Origin of the sequence: Klebsiella sp. BIGb0138, assembly GCF_004342285.1 — a bacterium.
GTDB lineage: Bacteria > Pseudomonadota > Gammaproteobacteria > Enterobacterales > Enterobacteriaceae > Klebsiella.
The window spans coordinates 253,903-275,097 of sequence record NZ_SMCV01000002.1; the positions used below are offsets into that span (position 1 = coordinate 253,903).

At 56.7% G+C, this 21,195-nt stretch carries 18 protein-coding genes and 1 tRNA gene; 8 read left to right on the forward strand and 11 right to left on the reverse strand.

From position 1 onward, the window contains the following. The first annotated feature begins 113 nt into the window (after nucleotides 1-113). On the forward strand, nucleotides 114-1,364 hold the full coding sequence (gene mdtG / locus EDF73_RS05665; protein WP_132726918.1) for a multidrug efflux MFS transporter MdtG: 1,251 nt from the start codon (nucleotides 114-116) through the stop codon (nucleotides 1,362-1,364). A gap of 91 nt (nucleotides 1,365-1,455) precedes the next feature. Next, nucleotides 1,456-1,842: a MysB family protein gene (locus tag EDF73_RS05670; RefSeq protein ID WP_132726920.1), complete on the forward strand. Its 387-nt coding sequence runs from the start codon at nucleotides 1,456-1,458 to the stop codon at nucleotides 1,840-1,842. On the opposite strand, the gene EDF73_RS05675 is transcribed toward EDF73_RS05670, so the two are convergent. From EDF73_RS05675 to mdoG, 3 genes are all read right to left on the reverse strand, one after another. Continuing rightward, on the reverse strand, nucleotides 1,843-2,070 hold the full coding sequence (locus tag EDF73_RS05675; protein WP_132726922.1) for a YceK/YidQ family lipoprotein: 228 nt from the start codon (nucleotides 2,068-2,070) through the stop codon (nucleotides 1,843-1,845). A gap of 66 nt (nucleotides 2,071-2,136) precedes the next feature. Continuing rightward, a complete protein-coding gene (gene mdoH / locus EDF73_RS05680) occupies nucleotides 2,137-4,665 on the reverse strand; it encodes a glucans biosynthesis glucosyltransferase MdoH (RefSeq protein WP_132726925.1) in 2,529 nt (842 codons plus the stop codon). Then, a complete protein-coding gene (mdoG, locus tag EDF73_RS05685; protein ID WP_165905655.1) occupies nucleotides 4,658-6,211 on the reverse strand; it encodes a glucans biosynthesis protein MdoG in 1,554 nt (517 codons plus the stop codon). Before mdoG ends, mdoH begins: the two co-directional genes overlap by 8 nt. Before the next feature lie 252 nt (nucleotides 6,212-6,463). Here mdoG and mdoC point away from each other — a divergent pair, with 252 nt between their 5' ends. Next, nucleotides 6,464-7,624, forward strand: coding sequence for a glucans biosynthesis protein MdoC (mdoC, locus tag EDF73_RS05690; protein ID WP_132726927.1), 1,161 nt, complete (start codon nucleotides 6,464-6,466; stop codon nucleotides 7,622-7,624). A gap of 61 nt (nucleotides 7,625-7,685) precedes the next feature. On the opposite strand, the gene ymdB is transcribed toward mdoC, so the two are convergent. The 5 genes from ymdB to ghrA form a co-directional block, all read right to left on the reverse strand. Beyond that, entirely contained in the window at nucleotides 7,686-8,210 is a 525-nt protein-coding gene (gene ymdB, locus EDF73_RS05695; protein WP_132726930.1) for an O-acetyl-ADP-ribose deacetylase, read from the reverse strand. Between the two features lie 199 nt (nucleotides 8,211-8,409). Continuing rightward, nucleotides 8,410-8,904, reverse strand: a complete 495-nt coding sequence (locus tag EDF73_RS05700) for a DUF1097 domain-containing protein (protein WP_132726932.1) — start codon at nucleotides 8,902-8,904, stop codon at nucleotides 8,410-8,412. 103 nt (nucleotides 8,905-9,007) lie between these two features. Then, nucleotides 9,008-9,562: a molecular chaperone gene (locus EDF73_RS05705; protein WP_132726935.1), complete on the reverse strand. Its 555-nt coding sequence runs from the start codon at nucleotides 9,560-9,562 to the stop codon at nucleotides 9,008-9,010. 22 nt (nucleotides 9,563-9,584) lie between these two features. Next, nucleotides 9,585-10,322, reverse strand: a complete 738-nt coding sequence (locus EDF73_RS05710) for a phosphatase (protein ID WP_132726937.1) — start codon at nucleotides 10,320-10,322, stop codon at nucleotides 9,585-9,587. Nucleotides 10,323-10,407: 85 nt separating this feature from the next. After that, complete coding sequence (ghrA, locus tag EDF73_RS05715) at nucleotides 10,408-11,346, reverse strand: glyoxylate/hydroxypyruvate reductase GhrA (protein WP_132726940.1); 939 nt, start codon at nucleotides 11,344-11,346, stop codon at nucleotides 10,408-10,410. A gap of 267 nt (nucleotides 11,347-11,613) precedes the next feature. On the opposite strand from ghrA, the gene EDF73_RS05720 reads away from it, so the two are divergent. Beyond that, nucleotides 11,614-11,701: transfer RNA gene (locus EDF73_RS05720), tRNA-Ser, on the forward strand. 234 nt (nucleotides 11,702-11,935) lie between these two features. On the opposite strand, the gene EDF73_RS05725 is transcribed toward EDF73_RS05720, so the two are convergent. Beyond that, nucleotides 11,936-12,856 (reverse strand): LysR family transcriptional regulator, encoded by a 921-nt coding sequence (locus EDF73_RS05725; protein ID WP_132726942.1) that lies wholly within the window; start codon nucleotides 12,854-12,856, stop codon nucleotides 11,936-11,938. Between the two features lie 107 nt (nucleotides 12,857-12,963). Here EDF73_RS05725 and gcl point away from each other — a divergent pair, with 107 nt between their 5' ends. From gcl to EDF73_RS05745, 4 genes are all read left to right on the forward strand, one after another. Further along, nucleotides 12,964-14,739 carry a glyoxylate carboligase gene (gcl, locus tag EDF73_RS05730; RefSeq protein ID WP_132726944.1) on the forward strand — a complete coding sequence of 592 codons (1,776 nt, stop codon included), beginning with the start codon at nucleotides 12,964-12,966 and terminating at the stop codon, nucleotides 14,737-14,739. A 36-nt stretch (nucleotides 14,740-14,775) separates the two neighbouring features. Further along, nucleotides 14,776-15,558: a hydroxypyruvate isomerase gene (hyi, locus tag EDF73_RS05735; protein WP_132726947.1), complete on the forward strand. Its 783-nt coding sequence runs from the start codon at nucleotides 14,776-14,778 to the stop codon at nucleotides 15,556-15,558. A gap of 14 nt (nucleotides 15,559-15,572) precedes the next feature. Beyond that, complete coding sequence (locus EDF73_RS05740) at nucleotides 15,573-16,466, forward strand: 2-hydroxy-3-oxopropionate reductase (RefSeq protein ID WP_132726949.1); 894 nt, start codon at nucleotides 15,573-15,575, stop codon at nucleotides 16,464-16,466. Nucleotides 16,467-16,638: 172 nt separating this feature from the next. Further along, nucleotides 16,639-17,910 carry a glycerate kinase gene (locus EDF73_RS05745; protein ID WP_132726952.1) on the forward strand — a complete coding sequence of 424 codons (1,272 nt, stop codon included), beginning with the start codon at nucleotides 16,639-16,641 and terminating at the stop codon, nucleotides 17,908-17,910. Nucleotides 17,911-17,970: 60 nt separating this feature from the next. Here the strand turns inward: EDF73_RS05745 and EDF73_RS05750 are convergent, their stop codons facing one another. Beyond that, nucleotides 17,971-19,215 carry a malic enzyme-like NAD(P)-binding protein gene (locus EDF73_RS05750; RefSeq protein WP_132726954.1) on the reverse strand — a complete coding sequence of 415 codons (1,245 nt, stop codon included), beginning with the start codon at nucleotides 19,213-19,215 and terminating at the stop codon, nucleotides 17,971-17,973. Between the two features lie 105 nt (nucleotides 19,216-19,320). Continuing rightward, complete coding sequence (glcA, locus tag EDF73_RS05755) at nucleotides 19,321-21,003, reverse strand: glycolate permease GlcA (protein WP_132726957.1); 1,683 nt, start codon at nucleotides 21,001-21,003, stop codon at nucleotides 19,321-19,323. Nucleotides 21,004-21,195: the final 192 nt, after the last annotated feature.

Below are 21,195 nucleotides of genomic sequence, written 5' to 3' on the forward strand. Positions count from 1 at the left end.
CCCTCGCCGCGGTTTTAAACGCCCCCGCCCATTGCGATGATCATTTCTCAGGCGCATAATTAGCAGGCTCATATTTTCATTTTTTGACCTGCCTGACAGGCCAATGGAAGCCTATGTCGTCTGCTGATACCCCGATCAACTGGAAGCGAAATCTCACCGTCGCCTGGCTGGGTTGCTTTTTAACCGGCGCGGCGTTTAGCCTGGTTATGCCTTTTCTTCCGCTCTATGTCGAGCAGCTTGGCGTGACCGGCCATAGCGCCCTGAATATGTGGTCAGGGCTGGTCTTCAGCATCACCTTCCTGTTCTCCGCGGTCGCTTCACCATTCTGGGGCGGTCTCGCCGACCGTAAGGGGCGCAAGATTATGCTGCTGCGTTCCGCCCTTGGAATGGCCATCGTCATGCTGCTGATGGGACTGGCGCAAAATATCTGGCAGTTTCTGATCCTGCGGGCCCTGCTCGGGCTGTTGGGCGGCTTTGTTCCGAATGCCAACGCCCTGATTGCCACCCAAATCCCACGGCAGAAAAGCGGCTGGGCGCTGGGGACCCTGTCAACGGGCGCCGTCAGCGGCGCGCTGTTGGGGCCGCTGGCCGGCGGTTTCCTCGCTGACCACTGGGGGCTGCGCAGCGTCTTCTTTCTCACCGCCAGCGTACTGCTAACATGCTTTATCCTGACGCTGTTTTTGATCCGTGAACGCTTCGAGCCGGTCAACAAAAAAGAGATGCTTCACGCCCGGGATGTCTTCTCCTCGCTGAAGAGTCCGAAACTGGTACTGAGCCTGTTCGTCACCACCATGATCATTCAGGTCGCCACCGGTTCGATAGCCCCGATACTGACGCTCTATGTCAGAGACCTCGCCGGTGACGTCAATAATATTGCCTTTCTCAGTGGGATGATCGCCTCCGTTCCCGGGGTTGCCGCCCTGCTCAGCGCCCCGCGCCTCGGCAGGCTGGGGGACCGTATCGGGCCGGAAAAAATCCTTATCGTGGCGCTGATCCTCTCCGTTCTGCTGTTGATTCCGATGTCCTTCGTCCAGACCCCGCTGCAGCTCGGCATTTTGCGCTTTCTGCTCGGTGCCGCCGACGGGGCGCTGCTGCCTGCCGTGCAAACGCTGCTGGTCTACAACTCCACCAGTCAGGTCGCCGGGCGCATCTTCAGCTATAACCAGTCATTTCGCGATATTGGCAACGTCACCGGCCCGTTGATCGGGGCGTCGGTTTCCGCCAGCTATGGCTTCCGGGCCGTGTTTTTCGTCACGGCCGCCGTGGTACTGTTCAACGCGGTCTATTCCACCCTCAGCCTGCGGCGCCCTTCTGCTGGGGAACCCGCGCAGGAAGCGGACCCTGGCGATCGGTCGGTAAATTAATTGCGTCAAGGGCTGTTGCCCTTGACGCAATGCTCAGCGCCTTCTATAGATTGAATCGTGACCATTTCTCATTCTTCTTAGGGGATTAGCTATGCCAAAGGATTCGATTTTCTATGCCACGCTCGAAGAAGCTATCGATGCGGCCCGCGAAGAGTTCCTTGTCAATAATCCGGATAGCGACGAGGAGAGTGCCAACGTTGAGCAGTTGAATATCCAGAAGTACGTGTTGCAGGACGGTGATATTGCCTGGCAAGCCGAATTTTTTGCCGACGAGGATGGGGAAGGCGAATGCCTGCCGATGTTAAGCGGCGAGGCGGCACAGAGCGTGTTTGACGGTGACTACGACGAAATTGAACTACGCCAGGAGTGGCTGGAAGAGAATACGCTGCATGAATGGGACGAAGGTGAATTCCAGCTGGAACCCTCTCTGGACACCGAAGAGGGTCAGACCGCCGCCGACGAGTGGGATGAACGCTAGTTAATTATAGGGCCCGTGACTGGCATCCAGCGGTAACAGAAGCGTATCGAAGACCAGTGAAAAAGGCAGATCGAGAATGGTGATATAGCGCCATGCCGAATCACGCACGTCCCACTGCACGCCGGGGTAATACTGGTTACCGTGTCCCTGCCCCGGCACCGTGCGGCTAATAATGCTGCCGCAGCCGCTGAGCACCAGCGTCATGGCGATAATCAGTAAAATTCTCATCTGCTACCTCAGTTCTCAGATAAAAAAATACCGGCAATATTGCCGGTATTTTCCTTCACGTACGGCTTACTTTATTTTCAGCGCCTGCGGGTTGAGCGTCACCTGCTGATACGCGCTTACCCACGAAGAGTATTTCTCCGGCGCAGCCCACACGCGATAGTGCAGGCGTGACAAAGTGACCGGGTCGCTCAGCAGCACCAGACGACGGTCGCGATTAAGCTTGTCCGGCGTCTCGTTCAGCGCCTGCTCGACGTGGCGTTCACGGGCAATTTCCAGGATATGGCCGTGACGGTGGCGCGCGGTTGCCATCGCCGTCGCCAGGGCGTTAAACGATGGATTAAACACGGCGTGCATAAAGCCATCGTCCAGCGAACGCTGACGGTTCATGGTCAGATACGCATCGGTATCCTTCAGTACCTGCGGCGGCGCGTACTCTTCCGGGATCAGGAATAACTTCCAGCGTTTGGTGCGCAGACCAACGGTCGCCCGGCTGGAAATCACCGACACAAACGGTGACAGGATCAGCGAGAAGACAATCGGCGCCAGCCAGAACAGGAAGCGCAGATCCAACCACGCCATCCCCACCGCCCACACCAGGCCCAGCAGCAGCTGCGAACCGTGGCGCATAAAGGATTCACCCCACGGCGTGGAGTCATCATCACGCTGCGGAGAGTTCCAGACAACTTCCCAGCCAAGGAACGCGCTGACCACAAACACGGTGTGGAACAGCATACGCACCGGGGCCAGCAGCACGGAGAACAGCACCTCCAGCAGCAGAGAGAGCGTGACGCGGATAAATCCGCCGTACTCTTTCGAGCCTTTGCACCACACCAGGATAATACTCAACAACTTCGGCAGGAACAGCAGCACCATGGTGGAGGCAAACAGCGCGATGGCCAGCTCCGGTCGCCACTGCGGCCATACCGGAAACAGCTGTCGCGGCTGCAGGAAGTACTGCGGCTCGGTCAGCGCATGCACGACCTGCAGCGCGGTCGACAAGGCAAGGAACATAAACCACAGCGGCGCCGACAGGTAGGACATCACGCCGGTCAGGAACACCGCCCGGTGCACCGGGTGCATGCCTTTCACCAGGAACAGGCGGAAGTTCATCAGGTTACCGTGACACCAGCGGCGGTCGCGCTTGAGCTCATCCAGCAGGTTCGGCGGCAGCTCTTCATAGGAACCCGGCAGATCGTAGGCGATCCACACCCCCCAACCGGCGCGGCGCATCAGCGCGGCTTCCACGAAGTCGTGCGACAGAATCGAGCCGGCAAAGGAGCCTTCACCCGGCAGAGGCGCCAGCGCACAGTGCTCGATAAACGGCTTCACGCGGATAATGGCGTTGTGACCCCAGTAGTGCGATTCGCCAAGCTGCCAGAAGTGCAGACCGGCCGTGAACAGCGGGCCGTAAACGCGGGTCGCGAACTGCTGACAACGGGCATACAGGGTATCCATCCCGGAGGCGCGCGGCGATGACTGGATAATCCCGGCGTTCGGGTTAGCTTCCATCAGACGCACCAGCCCGGTCAGACATTCACCGGTCATCACCGAGTCGGCGTCCAGCACCACCATGTAGCTATACTGGCTGCCCCAGCGGCGGCAAAAGTCATCAATGTTGCCGCTTTTACGCTTCACACGACGGCGCCGGCGACGGTAGAAAATCTGCCCTTCGCCCTGCACTTCCGCGATCAGCTCCATCCACGCCTTCTGCTCAGCCACGCAGATATCCGGGTTGTAGCTGTCGCTCAGGATATAAACGTCGAAATGCTGCTGTTGGCCCGTCGCTTTCACCGATTCCCAGGTCGCACGCAGCCCGGCGAACACCCGATCGACGTCTTCGTTACAGATAGGCATGATCAGCGCGGTGCGGTGTTCAGGGTTTAGCGGCTCATCACCGACGGTAGAGGCGGAAATACTGTACTTATCGCGCCCCATCAGCAGCTGCAGGAAGCCCATCAGCGCGGTCCAGAAGCCCGCGGAGACCCAGCAGAAGAGCACCGCAAAGAGGATCAGGATCCCGCTCTGCAGCACATACGGCAGCAGCTGCATGAAGGAGACCCACAGGTTCTGCCCAACCATGTCCGCCGGATTGATTAACGCCCAACCCTGATACGGCAGAATGGTTTTCATATACCAGGTCGCCACTACCGTCTGCGCCAGCGTCAGCAGCAGCAGGATGTAGCGGCGGATGGTACCGGCGGTACGCCACTTCTGTTCGCTCTCCTGCTCTTCCTTAGTCAGGCGAGAAAGATAGCGCGGCGTGACGTCACGCCCACGCAGCCGATCCCAGAAGCGACCAACCGGGTTGGTACGCCAGGGGTCCGGGAACATAGAGGAGCGTTGCGCTTTCGGCATCGCGTGCAGCTGGGTACGCCCTTCATCATCTTTAATCAGCTGATCGCCGGCCAGAGAACCCGGCCAGCTATGCTCCAGCCGCGATTTGACAGACCCCAGCGGGGAATCGTCTTCACGCGTAAAGGTATGATGTTCGGCATCCAGCGCTTCGTGTACGGCTTGCAGGCTCGTGTCAGGAAGCGCGGCTTTTTCAGCATCCGACAGCGGCAACGCGTCAATGTACTTCGTTATCTTATTCATTGGCAGGCAGCTGATAGCTCCAGGTTTCACTCAGCGTCTGGTCAGCATTGACCAGCGCAGCGCGCATTTCCGTGGTTTTCTTCGGATCTTTCACCTTCACGCGCAGAATCATACGCCAGCCTTTGGTGACCGGGTTATAACGCACGGTATTTTCAACGATCTCTGCGTTGTCGCCGATGCTCGCCTGCGCCGTTACCGGGGTATCCGCCGGCAGTTTTTTCATCTCAGCGCCGGTGAAGTCGACGATAAACGCAATCGTGCCATCCGGCTGGCGAATCAGGTTTGACTGCTTCACATCGCCCGTGGAACGACGGGTCTGCATAACGTACGCGTTATCCGGTGAATGCAGCTTGTCTTCATCGCGGCTAAAGGTAATCGAGTATTTAAAGTTCATCTCTTTACCCGGATCCGGCAGCTGATCCGGCGTCCAGTAGGCCACGATGTTATCGTTCGTCTCATCGTTGGTTGGGATTTCAACCAGTTCGATTTTCCCTTTGCCCCAATCGCCTTTCGGGGTGATCCACGCGCTTGGACGGAGGTCATAACGATCGTCGAGATCTTCAAAGCGGGAGAACTGACGGCCACGCTGCAGCAGGCCAAACCCTTGCGGATTTTCCATCGCATAGCTGCTGACGGCCAGGTGTTTCGGGTTATTCAGCGGACGCCAGATCCATTCGCCGTTGCCGGCCAGAATCGACAGGCCGTTAGAATCGTGCAGCGCCGGACGGTAGTTGGTCGCCGGAGAAGGCTGATTCGGCCCGAACAGGAACATGCTGGTCAGCGGCGCCACGCCCAGTTTGCCGACCTTATCGCGCAGGTACACCTTCGATTGTACGTCTACGACAGTATCGCGGCCCGGCATGATCACAAAACGGTATGCCCCGGTGGCGCGTGGGGAATCCAGCAGTGCATAAATCGTCAAACGTTTATCCGTGGCTTTTGGACGCTCAATCCAGAACTCACGAAAACGCGGGAATTCTTCGCCGGAAGGCAGTGCGGTATCGATAGCCAGGCCGCGAGCGGATAGCCCGTAAACCTGGCCCTGACCCAGAACGCGGAAGTAGCTGGCGCCGAGCATGCTGACGATTTCGTCGTTCTTATCTTTGCTATTGATCGGGTACAGTACTTTGAAACCGGCGAAGCCCAGGTCTTTCACCGTATCTTTGTCATGCTGGACGCTGCCAAAATTGAAGTAATCCGGGTTATATTTAATCTTACGCACGCTGCTGGCGGTCACTTCGTTAATGGTGACCGGCGTGTCGAAATACATGCCCTGATGATAAAACTCAAGTTTGAACGGGGTCTTCTGGTTGTTCCAGTAAGCCTTATCGTGATTAAACTGGATCTGTTGATAGTCCGCGTATTTCATGTCGCGGAAAGCGGAGGGCAGGTTACTCTTCGGCGCTTCATAGCCTTTCCCGGCTAACGCTTTGGCCTCTTTTGCAACGTCATCAATGCTAAACGCCCATGCAGATGAAGTACACAGGGACAACATTACGGCTGCGCTTAACCAGCGCATTTTCATCATCTGTGGTTTAAGTTTCATATAAGTAAGCACTTCCCCCTTTGTGTGCTTAAATCGATCCGATCTATTTTAATGGTAATTCAGGCAATCCGACAACATAATCCCTGCTTTGTTCACCTTAGCGGCGCAGGTAATAGACAGTTAACTGCCACATTTGCACTTTGCGTACTTATCCTGGAGACAGTTATCCAGAGTTGATGTAGGGTTGCTGAGAATTTAAACGTTATCACCTTGAGTGATAAGACGAATTGTCTGAGAATGTAGTGATATTGTATGAATAATACGCCAGTACAACGTGAATATTTCTTCGACAGCATCCGCGCATGGTTGATGTTGCTGGGGATTCCGTTTCACATCTCGCTGATCTATTCCAGTCACAGCTGGCATGTGAATAGCGTCGATCCGTCCTGGGGGCTGACCCTGTTTAACGACTTTATTCATGCTTTCCGCATGCAGGTCTTCTTCGTCATTTCGGGTTATTTTTCCTACATGCTGTTCCTGCGCTATCCGCTCAAAAAATGGTGGAAAGTGCGCGTTGAGCGTGTAGGTATTCCGATGCTGACCGCCATTCCGCTATTGACCCTCCCGCAGTTTATTATGCTGCAGTACGTCAACGGCAAGGCCGATAGCTGGCACAGCCTCTCGGGCTATGACAAATTTAATACCCTGGCGTGGGAATTGATTTCGCACCTGTGGTTTTTGCTGGTGCTGGTGGTCCTGACTTCGCTGGGCGTGGTGCTCTTTAAGTGGCTGACCGGTCGCCGAAGTGAAGGCACCCCCCGCTTCGGTGACACCGTCACATTAGGCCAGCTGTCGATGATTTTTCTGGCGCTTGGCGTGCTGTACGCAGTGATCCGCCGCACGCTGTTTGTGCTATATGCGCCGCTGCTCAGCAACGGCCTGTTTAACTTTATCGTCATGCAAACGCTGTTTTACCTGCCCTTTTTTATTCTCGGCGCGCAGGTGTTTATCAATCAGCGTCTGAAAACGATGTTCACCACCCCATCGCCATGGTGCTTTGTCGGCGCGCTGCTGGGCTTTATCGCCTACCGCCTGAATCAGCAGTACGGCTCCGGTGAGGGCTGGATGTACGAAACCGAATCGATCATTACCATGGTGCTCGGCCTGTGGATGGTGAACGTGGTGTTTTCTCTCGGCCACCGTCTGCTCAACTTCCAGTCCGCGCGCGTGACCTACTTTGTGAACGCTTCGCTGTTTATTTATCTGGTGCACCACCCGTTGACCCTGCTCTACGGCGCCTGGATCGCGCCGGCGATTAAATCCAACGCCTTAGGATTTATTGCCGGTTTAATCTTCGTGGTGGGTATTGCCGTCGTGCTGTATGAAATTCATCTGCGCATCCCGCTGCTACGCTTTCTTTTTTCGGGGAAGTTCCAGCAAAAAGCGGCTAAACCGCAGGTTTCCACCAGCTGAGCCAGGCCGATCGTCCGCTTGTTTCAGGCGGCGATCGGCCTGCCCCGTCCTTCCAGCGTCCTCACTGCGGCGCCAGCAGGCGACGGTAGATAGCGGCCGTTTCCTCATCAAAACAGACAAAACAGACCCGCTCCAGCGGGTTGTAGCGCGTCAGAAAGGTATTCACCGTCTGCACGGCGATTTCCGCAGCCGCCTGCTTAGGATAACCATAAACGCCGGTGCTGATTGCCGGGAAGGCAATCGAGCGATAGTTATTTGCTGCCGCCAGCAGCAGGCTATTGCGATAGGCATCCGCCAGCAGCTCCGCCTCCTGCCGATCGCCCCCGTGCCAGACCGGCCCGACGGCGTGAATAACCGCGCTGGCCGGCAGCTGTCCCGCGGCCGTAATCACCGCATGCCCCGGCGGACACTCTCCTTGCTGCTGGCGAACGACCTGACAGGCGGCAAGCAGTTGCGGCCCGGCGGCACGGTGAATCGCGCCATCGACCCCGCCCCCGCCAAGTAGCGAGGGGTTAGCGGCATTGACGATAACATCGACGTGCAGCGTAGTGATGTCGCCGAGAATAACCTCAGGTTTAACCGTCATTTCGCCTCCTGTCGGCAAACGTCTTTACATAAAGCATAGCGGATAATATGGCACGATAACCTCTGGGACGAAAGCCTGGGCGTGCGCATGTCACTGATAATCAATGTGCAGAATAGCAAGGGTATGTTACGGAACATTAACGGCGGGGAGTAAAAAAAAAGGGCCCGAGGCCCTGTTTATGCGTGCGGAGCGAGTCAGCTTATACCCGGTCGGGCGTTTCATTGCCCAGAGATGATTTCTGCTTGCGCGCTCGCGCCGCCAGCCATAGCCCGCTATTTTTCATCGCATAGCCGAATACCAGCCCCAGCGCCAGCGAAGGCACCACCACACGCCAGTCGCCGTTACCGGCAAAGGTGGCACAGGCGCCAATAAAGGTACCGGGGACAAAAGAGAGCAGCAGTTGCCGAGCCTGAATGCACATCAGGAAGGCGACGACGCCGGTCATCATGTAGCCCAGGATCTCGAGATGCGGCGCCAGCGCACTGCCATATATAATGACCAGCGCCCACACCACCCCACTCATCACCGTGCAGGTTGAAATCAGCAGGCCTTTCAGCCCGCCCTGCGGACAAGCGAAATAGGCCGTACAGCCGAGAAAGCCCGCCCAGCTCAGCAGGCCGAGCGCGACCGCCACCCATCCCCAAATACCGGAGAGAATGCCTGTGGTGATTGCGATTGCGAGAAGTATGTTCATGCCGCGTATCATAGCAGATACGCGGCGCTCAAATGCGATCTGGAGCACATTACATGCAACATCAGAATATCAATTGCATTTATTATGCGAGATGCATCACACTTTATTCTTCAGTTTCTTCCTGCAGTTCATCCCACATGGCCGAGATCGCATCGCGCGTCAGCGGCGCCATCGTGCGCCAGAATGGCGTTTCGGCATGGGCCTCGACCTTACCGAGGAAAGTGCCGCACCATGGCAGAATGTAATCGGCAAACAGCGTTTCCAGCGTTTCGCTTTCATCCTCCGGGGCATGGTCTTCAAGCCATGAAGCGGCCAGCAGCAACGAGCCAATATGGTCCGCGTTGCCTTCTCCGGTGGGGATCCCGTGCGCGCTGAGGAAACCGCGCACTTCCGCTTCGCTCGCCCCCTCGACCCAGGCACTACGATAAGGAGGAACGCGACACTCTTCGCCAACAAACAGCGCGTTGTAGTCCGCGGCCAGCGGTTGCACGTCGCAGCTTTGTTGCAGACGCTCCAGCTGCTCATCCTGCTCCAGCGGCCAGCTCGCCGCCAGTTTCCCTTCACGAATCAGGGTAAACAGCGGTACCAGAAGCGGATCTTGCGGCTGGCGATAGTACAAAGAGCCCAGCACGCGGCAGAGGATTGAAAACTCGTTCATTCATTTATTCCAGTTGTTCAAATTAAAGGTCAGCAAATTCAGGAATCGCCGGCATCCCGCGAGACTCGAGGAAATCCAGCAGCCGACGCGGAGAAACGTTCAGGATCCGCTCCTCCGGGAAGTTCACTTCATCAAGGATTTTACGACACTCTCTGAATTCACCGAGGGTAAATGCCGTGTGCGAATCGGAGCCCAACGCCACCCAACCTCCGGCATCGCGCACCGCGGCAGCAATGGCCCGACAGTTATCTTCGCTGCCCACGCGGGAAGAAATGAAGGATGAGTTGTTGATTTCCAGCGCCACCTGATATTTCGCCGCCGCTTCAGCAATCGCCGGGATATCGACGGGGAATTTAGGGTTACCCGGATGGCTAATAATATGCACCGCGCCGCTGGCCATCGCGGCGATCATCGCCTCGGTATGAGTCGCTTTGTCCTGCGGTGGAAAGACCGGCTCGTGGAAACCCGCAATGAACAGGTCCAGTGAGGTGAGCATCGGGCCGGAACAGTCGATTTCGCCGTGGATATTTTTAATGTTGGCTTCAATCCCGCGCAAAATGCCGACGCCGTCCACCAGCCGCGGCCAGATGCGCATATTGACAAAATGCCAGTAGTGCGGCGCATCGGCCATATCCGGACCATGGTCGGTAATGGCGAAAAGTTTGATCCCCTTACGCTTTGCTTCCGCAATATAATCGTGCAGGGTGCTGTAGGCGTGGGTACTGGCGACGGTATGCATGTGCAGGTCAACAGGATACATCACATTCTCCTTCTCTGTTTGTGGCAAGAATAGCAGGTATCAGGGCGTATGATGAGCAAAAACCCCGCCTCAGCGGGGTTTTCTCTTAGTATCCGCGCTGGCGATCGACCTGCCCGTTCACCGTTTCGCCCCGCTCCAGCTGGCCAATGGTCCCGGCAATATAGGTAATGGCTTCCTGAGGACGCGTCACCGCCGCGACATGCGGCGTCATCGCCACCCGAGGATGCGCCCACAGCGGGCTGTCAGCCGGTAACGGTTCGCGGCTAAAGACATCCAGCATCGCGCCTTTAAGCTTACCGCTGTTCAGCGCCGCCAGGAGATCGTCTTCGACGACGTGAACGCCCCGGGCCAAATTGAGAACATAGCTGTTATCCGGAAGCTGCGCCAACAGCTGCTGATTAATTATACCGGCGGTTTCCGCCGTATTCGGTAGCAGGTTGATCAGCACGCGCGTACCGCCGAGGAATTCCCCCAGTTCCTCCGCCCCGGCAAAGCTTTGCACCTGCGGCCAGGATTTGCGGCTCCGGCTCCAGACACGCAGCGGGAAGTCCCACGCCTGTAGCGCCTCGGCGACTTTCGCCCCGAGTACGCCCGCGCCCATAATCCCGACGGTAAACTCGTCACGGCGGTAGTCCGCCAGCGGCTGCCAGCGAGCTTCCTGTTTTAGCGCCTGATAGTCATCGAAGCGGCGGAACCAGTGCAATACCTGGCTCACGGCATATTCTTGCATCTGCAGGCCCATGCCGGTGTCTTCCAGGCGGAATAGCGGAATCGACAGCGGCAACATTTCCGGGTGCTCACGCAGTTTGCTCAGAATGGAGTCAACGCCGGCCCCCAGGGCGAAGACGGCTTTCAGGTCGCGTCCCTGCAGCATCTCTACCGGGGGATGCCACACCAGCGCGTAGTCAGCAGGGTGGTTGTCGCCGGGTTTCCACTCGCGAACGCGCGATCCTGGCAGCTGTTTTTCCAGCTCGGCAATCCAGTACGGGGTATCAAACGTCGGGTGATAAAAGATAATGTCCATAGTGACTCCTGATCGCTGACGCTTTACCCAGGCTAAGCCAAGCGTCGTATTTTACTTGTTGTTTTCTATTAGGTTGCCAGCATAACAAATTTCACTTTGCTGTCAGATAAAAAGAGAGTGGTGGCAAAAAAATCGATTGTCGCGCATTTAAAAAGCAAGTTGCGCGAAGTTTGGCTAAACGCACGTTTTTTTGAAAAAGTTGATTGACGAGAGATACGTATTTCCCTAAATTAGCGCCCGTTCCCGGCAGCAAGGGAACGACAATATGGTGAGGTGTCCGAGTGGCTGAAGGAGCACGCCTGGAAAGTGTGTATACGGCAACGTATCGGGGGTTCGAATCCCCCCCTCACCGCCATATTTTAAGAAGAGCTCGTACGCAAGTGCGGGCTTTTTTTTCGCATGTTGTACCCCACCAGGGGGGAGATGAGAAGCCCCGACCGGGGTTCGACAGCTGGCGCAGCCAGCTGGACAGCCTGCAATTACACCATCCCCGGAATAACAGACATGCCTGCGAGTTCCGGTAACAGTTTCCCGTATCGTTGCGCATGCCGATACACGCAGCATCCCTATCTCTACCCGAACAACGGTTTCAGATTAATGGATAAGTCTTGTCCCAATACCCCGGAGTCTGATACAGCGCCTTGAGATAATCGATAAATAATCTCACCTTCGCCGGCAGATAACGTTGCTGGGGGAAAACGGCCTGGATGTTGTATGCCGGCAACGCATACTCATCCAGCGCCGTAATGAGTTCGCCGCGCTGCAGTTCACCATGAATCTCCCAGGTCGAACGCCAACCAATCCCCAACCCCTGTTTTACCCACGACAGTAAAAGCTCGCCATCATTACATGCCAGGTCGCCGCGAACCTTAATCGCCACCTGCCGGCCCTGGTTCTGAAACGTCCAGCCGCGCTGTTGCCCGCCCTGCATGCTAAAGGCCAGACAGTTATGTTTTGCTAAATCATCAAGCGAGTGCAGCATACCGCAGCGGGAAAAATACTCCGGGGTACCGCACACCACCCGCTGGTTTGGAAATAGCTTAATCGCCACATAGGTGGGATCCAGAATCTCGCCGATACGGATACTCATATCAAAACCGTCATTGACCAGATCGAGAACCGTATCGGTGAAGTTGAAATTAAGATTAAGCTCCGGGTAGCGCTGTTTGAAAGCGTAGACATGCGGCGCAATATGGCGACGGCCAAATGCCGCCGGCGCCGATACGGAGAGCTGCCCGTTCACCGCCAGGTTGCTGTTGCTGATATCGCCCTCAACTTCATCGAACTCATGCAGCACGGTTTTCGCGCGTTCCAGCAGGCGTTCGCCGGCTTCGGTAAGCTTGAGTCCGCGGGTTGAACGATGCATCAGCTTGACGCCCAGCCGCCTCTCCAGCGCGTCCAGCCGCCGCCCCAGAATCGCCGGGGTCACGCCTTCATTGACAGCGGCCGCCGCAAAGCTCCCCTTCTCCGCGACCTGCACAAATGTATTCAGCTCGGTGTAGCGCCCCACCCCATACCTCCAGTATCGACAGAAACCGATTTTAGGTCATTCAAGTAACATATAGCCTATTTTATGCTGAAGACGATAATTAAAATATCGACTATCAGGAGTTAATCATGACCAGAATGAGAGCAATCGAAGCCGCTGTCCAGGTAATGCGGCGCGAGGGGGTGGATACGGCTTTCGGCGTACCCGGCGCGGCGATTAATCCCCTGTACGCCGCGATGCAGAAAATCGGCGGTATCGACCATGTACTGGCTCGTCACGTGGAAGGCGCTTCACACATGGCTGAGGGCTATACCCGCACCAACGCCGGCAATATCGGCGTCTGTATCGGCACATCCGGCCCGGCAGGTACCGATATGGTCACCGGGCTCTATTCGGCCTGCGCAGATTCGATTCCCCTGCTGTGTATCACCGGCCAGGCGCCACGCGCCAGAATGCATAAAGAAGATTTTCAGGCTGTCGATATCACCAGCATCGTCAAACCAGTGACCAAATGGGCGACGACGGTGATGGAGCCGGGCCAGGTTCCTTACGCCTTCCAGAAGGCATTTTACGAAATGCGCAGCGGGCGTCCGGGGCCGGTGCTGATCGATCTGCCGTTTGATGTGCAAATGGCGGAAATTGAATTCGATATCGACACCTATGAGCCATTACCGGTACACCGCCCGGCGGCAAGCCGGGCCCAGGCGGAAAAAGCGCTGGCGATGCTTAACGCAGCCGAGCGGCCTCTGCTCGTCGCCGGCGGCGGTATTATCAACGCCGACGCCAGCGAACAGCTGGTCGCCTTTGCGGAAATGACCGGCATTCCGGTTATTCCCACCCTTATGGGCTGGGGCACGATCCCTGACGATCACCCGCTGATGGCCGGAATGGTGGGATTACAAACCGCGCATCGCTACGGTAACGCCACGCTGCTGGCCGCCGATGTGGTGTGCGGCATTGGTAACCGCTGGGCCAATCGCCATACCGGTTCGGTGGAGGTGTACACCGAAGGTCGCCGCTTTATTCATGTCGATATCGAACCGACGCAAATCGGCCGGGTCTTCACCCCCGATTTTGGCATTGTCTCGGATGCCGGCGCTGCCCTGGAGCGTTTCCTGGAGGTGGCCCGCGAATGGAAGGCCGCGGGCAAACTCAAGGATCGCAGCGCCTGGGCCAGCGAATGCGCCGCGCGTAAACGGACGATGCACCGCAAAACCCATTTCGACAACGTGCCGGTAAAACCCCAGCGCGTCTATGAAGAGATGAATAAATTCTTCGGTCAGGAAACCTGCTATGTCAGCACCATCGGTTTGTCGCAAATTGCAGGCGCGCAGTTTTTACACGTCTACAGGCCGCGCCACTGGATCAACTGTGGTCAGGCCGGCCCGCTAGGCTGGACGATTCCCGCGGCGCTGGGGGTGGTCAAAGCCGATCCGCAGCGCCAGGTGGTGGCGTTGTCCGGCGATTATGACTTTCAGTTTATGATCGAGGAATTGGCTGCCGGGGCACAGTTCAACCTCCCCTATATCCACATTCTGGTCAATAACTCCTACCTGGGGCTCATCCGCCAGGCGCAGCGGAGCTTCGATATTGACTACTGCGTCCAGCTGTCGTTTGAAAATATCAACGCGCCGGAGATTAACGGCTACGGCGTCGATCACGTGGCGGTCGTGGAGGGTCTCGGCTGTAAAGCGCTGCGCGTATTCAACCCCGGCGAGATTCCGGCGGCGCTGCGTCAGGCGCAGGAGCTCATGCGGCAATATCGCGTCCCGGTGGTGGTGGAAATTATTCTCGAGCGTGTCACCAACATTGCGATGGGAACGGAAATCAACGCGATCAATGAGTTTGAAGAGCTGGCGGAAAGTGCGGCCGATGCGCCCACTTCGGTTCCGCCATTTAACTGATTAGCGTCTCTGACCCGTAAAAACAAGGAGCACACGATGCCACGTTTTGCTGCAAACCTGTCCATGTTGTTTACCGAAGTAGATTTTATCGAACGCTTTTCTCTTGCCGCCAGGGCCGGTTTTAAGGGGGTGGAATATCTCTTCCCCTACGATTACAGCGCGGCTCAGCTGAGAACGCAGCTCGATGAGCATCGGCTCACTCAGGTGCTATTTAACCTGCCTGCCGGCGACTGGAACGCCGGCGAACGCGGCATCGCCTGCCTGCCTGAGCGGGTGGCGGAGTTCCGCGATGGCGTCGAGCAGGCGATTCTTTACGCCCATATTCTGGGGAATCACCAGGTTAACTGCCTGGCCGGCATTAAGCCGCAAGGCTACGACGATGAGGTCATCGCGACAACCTTTATCGACAACCTGCGTTATGCCGCCGACAAACTGGCGCAGGCGGGCATCAAGCTGGTTATGGAGCCGGTGAATACCCGCGACATCCCCGGTTTTTACCTTAATCACACCCGCCAGGCGCTGGAAATCATCTCCCGGGTTAACCATCCTAATCTGTTTATCCAGTATGACATTTATCACATGCAGATTATGGAAGGCGATTTAGCCAGAACGCTGCAGGAAAACCTGACGCTCATCAATCATGTCCAGCTGGCGGATAACCCGGGGCGGCATGAACCGGGAACCGGCGAAATTAATTATCCGTTTCTTTTCGCCCATCTGGAAGCGATTGGCTATCAGGGATGGATCGGCTGCGAGTACAAACCCGCCACGACGACCGAAGCCGGTCTGGGCTGGATGAAAACGCACACTATTTCTTAACGGAGACCGCGATTATGGCACGTATTGGATTTATCGGAACCGGCATCATGGGCAAACCGATGGCGCAGAATCTGCAAAAAGCCGGTCACACCCTGCTGTTCTCTGAACATCACCGGCCGGCACCCACCGAGCTGCTGGGCGAACACGGCATCGCCCTGCCGACACCGCAAGCGGTGGCCGGGGATGCCGAATTCATCATTATTATGGTGCCGGATACGCCGCAGGTTGCAGAGGTGCTTTTTGCCGATGGCGGCGTCGCTCAGGGGCTGAGCAGCGGTAAGGTGGTGATTGATATGAGCTCAATTTCACCCGGCGCGACGAAAGGGTTCGCAGCCCGGGTAAACGCGCTGGGCGCCGCTTATCTCGACGCCCCGGTATCGGGCGGCGAGGTCGGCGCACAGGCCGGAACCCTGTCAATCATGGTGGGCGGCGATGAGGTCACCTTTGCGCGCGCGCTACCGCTGCTACAGGCGATGGGCAAAAATATCACTCACGTTGGCAGCAACGGCGATGGACAAACCGCCAAAGTCGCCAACCAGATCATCGTCGCGCTCAATATTCAGGCCGTGGCGGAAGCGTTAGTTTTTGCGGCGAAAAATGGCGCCGATCCGGCCAAAGTGCGCGAGGCGTTGATGGGCGGGTTCGCCTCATCAAAAATTCTCGAAGTCCACGGGGAGCGGATGATCAAACGGACCTTTAACCCCGGGTTTCGTATCGCGTTGCACCAGAAGGATCTCAATCTGGCGCTGGCTGGCGCAAAAGAGCTGGGCCTGAATTTGCCCAACACGGCCAATGCACAGCAGGTCTTTAGCACCTGCGTTGCGCTGGGCGGCGCGGAGTGGGATCACTCGGCGCTGGTAAAAGGACTCGAACATATGGCGAATTTCACCATTGACGGTCAGAAATAGGCAACAATTCTCCTCCTGAAGCGTATGCCGGATGCGGGAAACCCGCCGGCTTTTGCTGAAAGAAGAGCCCTTACTGACGTACCCTACGCCCATCGGGCACATGTCAAATAAAGCGTAAAAATAAGACGCCATTCGCGCTGCAGCCGTCGGGCAGCGCGTACAGGAGATCGCTATGTCCTTCAATGTCCAATCGTTTCTCACGGGATTATTTACCACCGCCATCGCCGCCGCTCATCCGCGTCAGACCCTGAAGCCCTACCTGCCCGCTCCCGCCAGCGGCAGAACGCTGGTGATCGGCGCCGGTAAAGCCGCCGCCGCGATGGCGGCCGTCGTGGAGGAAGAGTGGCCAGGAGAGCTCACCGGCCTGGTCGTGACCCCCTATAAACATGGCGTCAGCTGCCAGCGAATTGCAGTGGTTGAAGCGGCGCACCCGGTCCCGGACGACGCCGGCGAACGCGTCGCTCGGCGCGTATTAGAGATGGTCAGCGGCCTCACCGCAGAAGACCGGGTTATTTTCCTGCTTTCCGGCGGCGGTTCATCGCTGCTAGCCCTTCCCTGCGCGGCCATCACTATCGAAGATAAGAAACAGATCAATAAAGCGTTGCTACGCTCCGGCGCCAGCATCAGTGAAATAAACTGCGTGCGTAAGCATCTCTCCGCCATCAAAGGAGGACGCCTGGCGGCGGCCTGCTGGCCAGCCAGCGTCTACACCTACGCCATTTCCGACGTCCCTGGCGATGACCCTGCGGTTATTGCCTCCGGCCCGACGTGGGGAGACGCCACCACCTCTGCTGACGCGCTGGAGATCGTCAAACGCTACGCCATTCAGATCCCCGAACACGTTCAACAGTGGCTGTCAGACCCGCAATCTGAAACCGTTAAGCCCGGCGATCCGCGTCTGGCGCGCAGCCACTATCAGCTGATCGCCACGCCGCAAATGGCCCTCGACGCGGCCGCCAGCTACGCCAGAGCCGCGGGCATCACGCCGATCGTCCTCGGCGACCTGGAAGGAGAATCCCGTGAAGTCGCCCGCGTACACGCGGGGATTGCGCGGCAAATTCAAAAATATGGTCAGCCGATTGCCGCGCCAGCGGTGATTCTTTCCGGCGGTGAAACCAGCGTCACCGTGCGCGGCAGCGGGCGCGGCGGGCGCAACGCCGAGTTTCTGTTAAGCCTGACCAATGAGCTCAAAGGACAGCCGGGGATCTGGGCGCTGGCCGGCGACACCGACGGCATCGACGGTTCAGAAAACAACGCGGGGGCGATCATGACGCCACAAAGCTGGCAGCGGGCGGCATCGATCGGCCTCAGCGCGCGCCATGAGCTGGATAACAACAACGGCTACGGCTACTTTTCCGCGCTGGGCGATCTGATTGTCACCGAACCGACGCGCACTAATGTTAACGACTTCCGGGCGATTCTTATTACTCAGCCCGATAGCTGATTGCGGGGTCTTGCCCATTATGGGGCTGCGGCGCGATGCTCTCGCGCCGCTTTTTTTACCTTATAACGGATAATGCGCCGGGTAATCCAACTGCGCGACGCCGCTGGCCACCGCGGCCTGGGCCACCGCGCCGGCGATTCGTCCCAACAGCCGCTCATCCATCGGTTTCGGTAAGATATACTCTGGCCCAAACGTCAGCGCCCCGCTTTGGCTGCTGCGCAGCACGGCCTCCGGAACCGGCTCTTTTGCCAACGCCGCCAGAGCATGCACCGCGGCAATCATCATCGGCTGGTTAATATCCCGGGCACGAACATCCAGCGCCCCGCGAAAAATAAACGGAAATCCGAGAACGTTATTCACCTGGTTAGGGTAGTCGGATCGTCCGGTCGCCAGAATCATATCGCTGCGCGTGGCGTGCGCCAGCGCTGGCGCAATTTCCGGCTCCGGGTTAGAGCAGGCGAACACCACCGGTTTTTCCGCCATCGCGCGCAGGTCCTCCGCGCCAAGCAGATCCGCTCCGGATAGCCCCAAAAAAACATCGGCGCCCTGCATCGCCTCCCGCAGGGTGCGTGGGCCGCTGTTATTGATAAACTCTTCCTTGAAGCGGTTAACGCCGGCACGCCCGGCATAGATCACCCCGGCGCGATCGACCATATACAAATTCTCCGCCCGGGCGCCAAGCTGGCGTAATAGCCGCATGCAGGCGATGGCCGCCGCGCCGGCGCCCAGGCAGACAATTTTGGCGCTGGCGAGGGTTTTCCCCTGAATTTCCAGCGCGTTCAGCATGCCGGCGGCGGTAACAATTGCCGTGCCGTGCTGATCGTCATGAAACACCGGAATGGCGCAAGATTGCTTTAACAGCCGTTCAATCTCAAAACATTCCGGCGCTTTAATATCTTCTAAATTAATACCGCCAAACGTATCGGCGATCTGCGCCACGGTCTGAATAAACAGCGCCGGGTCTTTGGTATTAATTTCAATATCAATCGCATCAATATTGGCAAAGCGTTTAAACAGCAGCGCTTTACCTTCCATTACCGGTTTACTGGCCAAAGAACCTAAATCGCCTAATCCCAGAATCGCCGTACCGTTGGAAATCACCGCCACCTGATTGCCCTTGCCGGTATAACGCCAGGCGTTTTCCGGATCCCGCGCAATTTCCCGAACCGGTTCAGCGACGCCCGGACTATACGCCAGCGCTAAATGCTCGGCATTATCGGCCGGTTTACTCAGGGCAATGCTTATTTTCCCCGGTAGCGGATATTGATGATAATCCAGCGCTGAACGTTGCTTATCGTAAGACATATAAACCTCATATTGATGTTAAATCACTCACACAGTCAGGATTAATTGACTCAGCCCGAAAATACGTCGGGTAATCTTCAGCAGAATACCCGACGCGGTATGACATTAATGAACCAGCATCCCCGTAAATACATATGCCTGGAGCAACGTAATAATGCCAATAATGCAGGCGAAGATCAGGCTATGCTTAACGGTAAAACGGAACAGTTCAGATTCCTTCCCCACCATTCCCGTCGCGGCGCAGGCGACGGCGATGGATTGCGGAGAGATCATTTTTCCTGTTACGCCACCGCTGGTATTCGCCGCCACCAGCAACGTATTTGAAACATGAATCTGCTGCGCCGTCGTAGACTGCAATGAGCAGAACAGCGCGTTAGAAGAGGTATCAGAACCGGTAAGAAAGACCCCCAGCCAGCCGAGGAACGGTGAGAAAAAGGGAAACATCACGCCCGTTCCGGCCAGCACCAGCGCCAGCGTGGTCGACATCCCGGAGTAGTTGGTCACAAAGGCAAAGGCCAGCACCATGCCAATCGACCATATGGGCCATTTTAAACTGACCAGGGTCTCGCCAAATACCCTGACGCCTTTTTTTACCTCAACCTTTAAAATAAACATCGAGATAATCGCGGCAATAAAAATGGCGGTTCCCCCGGCCGAGAGCGGATCAAACTTGAATATCGCGTCCATCGGGGTTGGCTGTGCGACAATCGGCGCGGTTTTCATGACCAGCTGATGCAGATGCGGGATCTGGAAATTAAAGACCAGGGAGTACAGCGCCCCTCCGGGAATAAACAGCGCTTTAAAGGATTTCATCGTCCAGATCGTCACCAGCAGCGTGAGAATCAAAAACGGCGACCAGGCACGAAGAATTTGCCCAAAATGGTATTCAGAAGGTACGGGACCGGTAGAAATCGGTCTCTGTAGCGCCATCGCCCCGGCGGACTGTCCCATACTCAGCGACGCTTCGGTATTTTTCGGCCGCCAGACCTTGAGGAACAGCGAGAGTGAAACAATGCTGACCAGCGCCGAGGTAATATCCGGCAGCTCCGGGCCAATATAGTTAGAGGTAAAAAACTGCGTAACGGCAAAGCTGCCGCCGGCCACCAGCGCCGCGGGCCATGTCTCCTTAATGCCTTTCCAGCCGTCCATCATCGCAATCAGCCAGAAAGGCACCATCACCGATAGCAGCGGGAGCTGGCGCCCGGCCATCGCGCCGATATGGAATGGATCAATCCCTGTCACCTGCCCGGCGACCAGAATCGGCACGCCGAGAGCGCCAAACGCCACCGGCGCCGTATTGGCAATCAGACATAAGCCAGCGGCGTATAAGGGTCTGAACCCCAGCCCGACCAGCAACGCGCCGGTAATCGCCACCGGTGCGCCAAAACCGGCGGCCCCCTCCAGCAGCGCGCCGAAAGAGAAACCGATCAGCAAAACCTGCAGACGCTGGTCATCGGTGATCGACAGTACCGAACTGCGAATAATATCAAACTGGCCGCTGATCACCGTCAGTTTATACAGGAAAACGGCGGCGATAATAATCCAGGCGATCGGCCATAGACCGTACAAAAAGCCATAGCCAGCGGCCGCAAACGCCATTTTGGCCGGCATATGAAAAGCATAAATCGCAATCACCATCGATAATATTAAGGTAATCGTCCCGGCGACGTGACCTTTTAATCTTAATACCGCCAGGGCAATAAAGAAGAATATAATCGGTATTAAGGCGATCAGTGCTGATACCCCCAGACTGCCTGACGGTGTATACATTTGATTCCAGGTAAGCATATTTTCAGTCTCTAATTATTTTATATACCTGGTATGTTTCGGGCATCCTGAGCAACTGCAAATATAATTTAATATATTTTGCCGTTACGACTCATAAAGATACCTGCCAGCACACCTGATATATGTTGGTAAGAGGAGTTCTTCAGCACACGAATGCGCAGAAGGAGATTAAGATGTCCATGTTCTTCATAC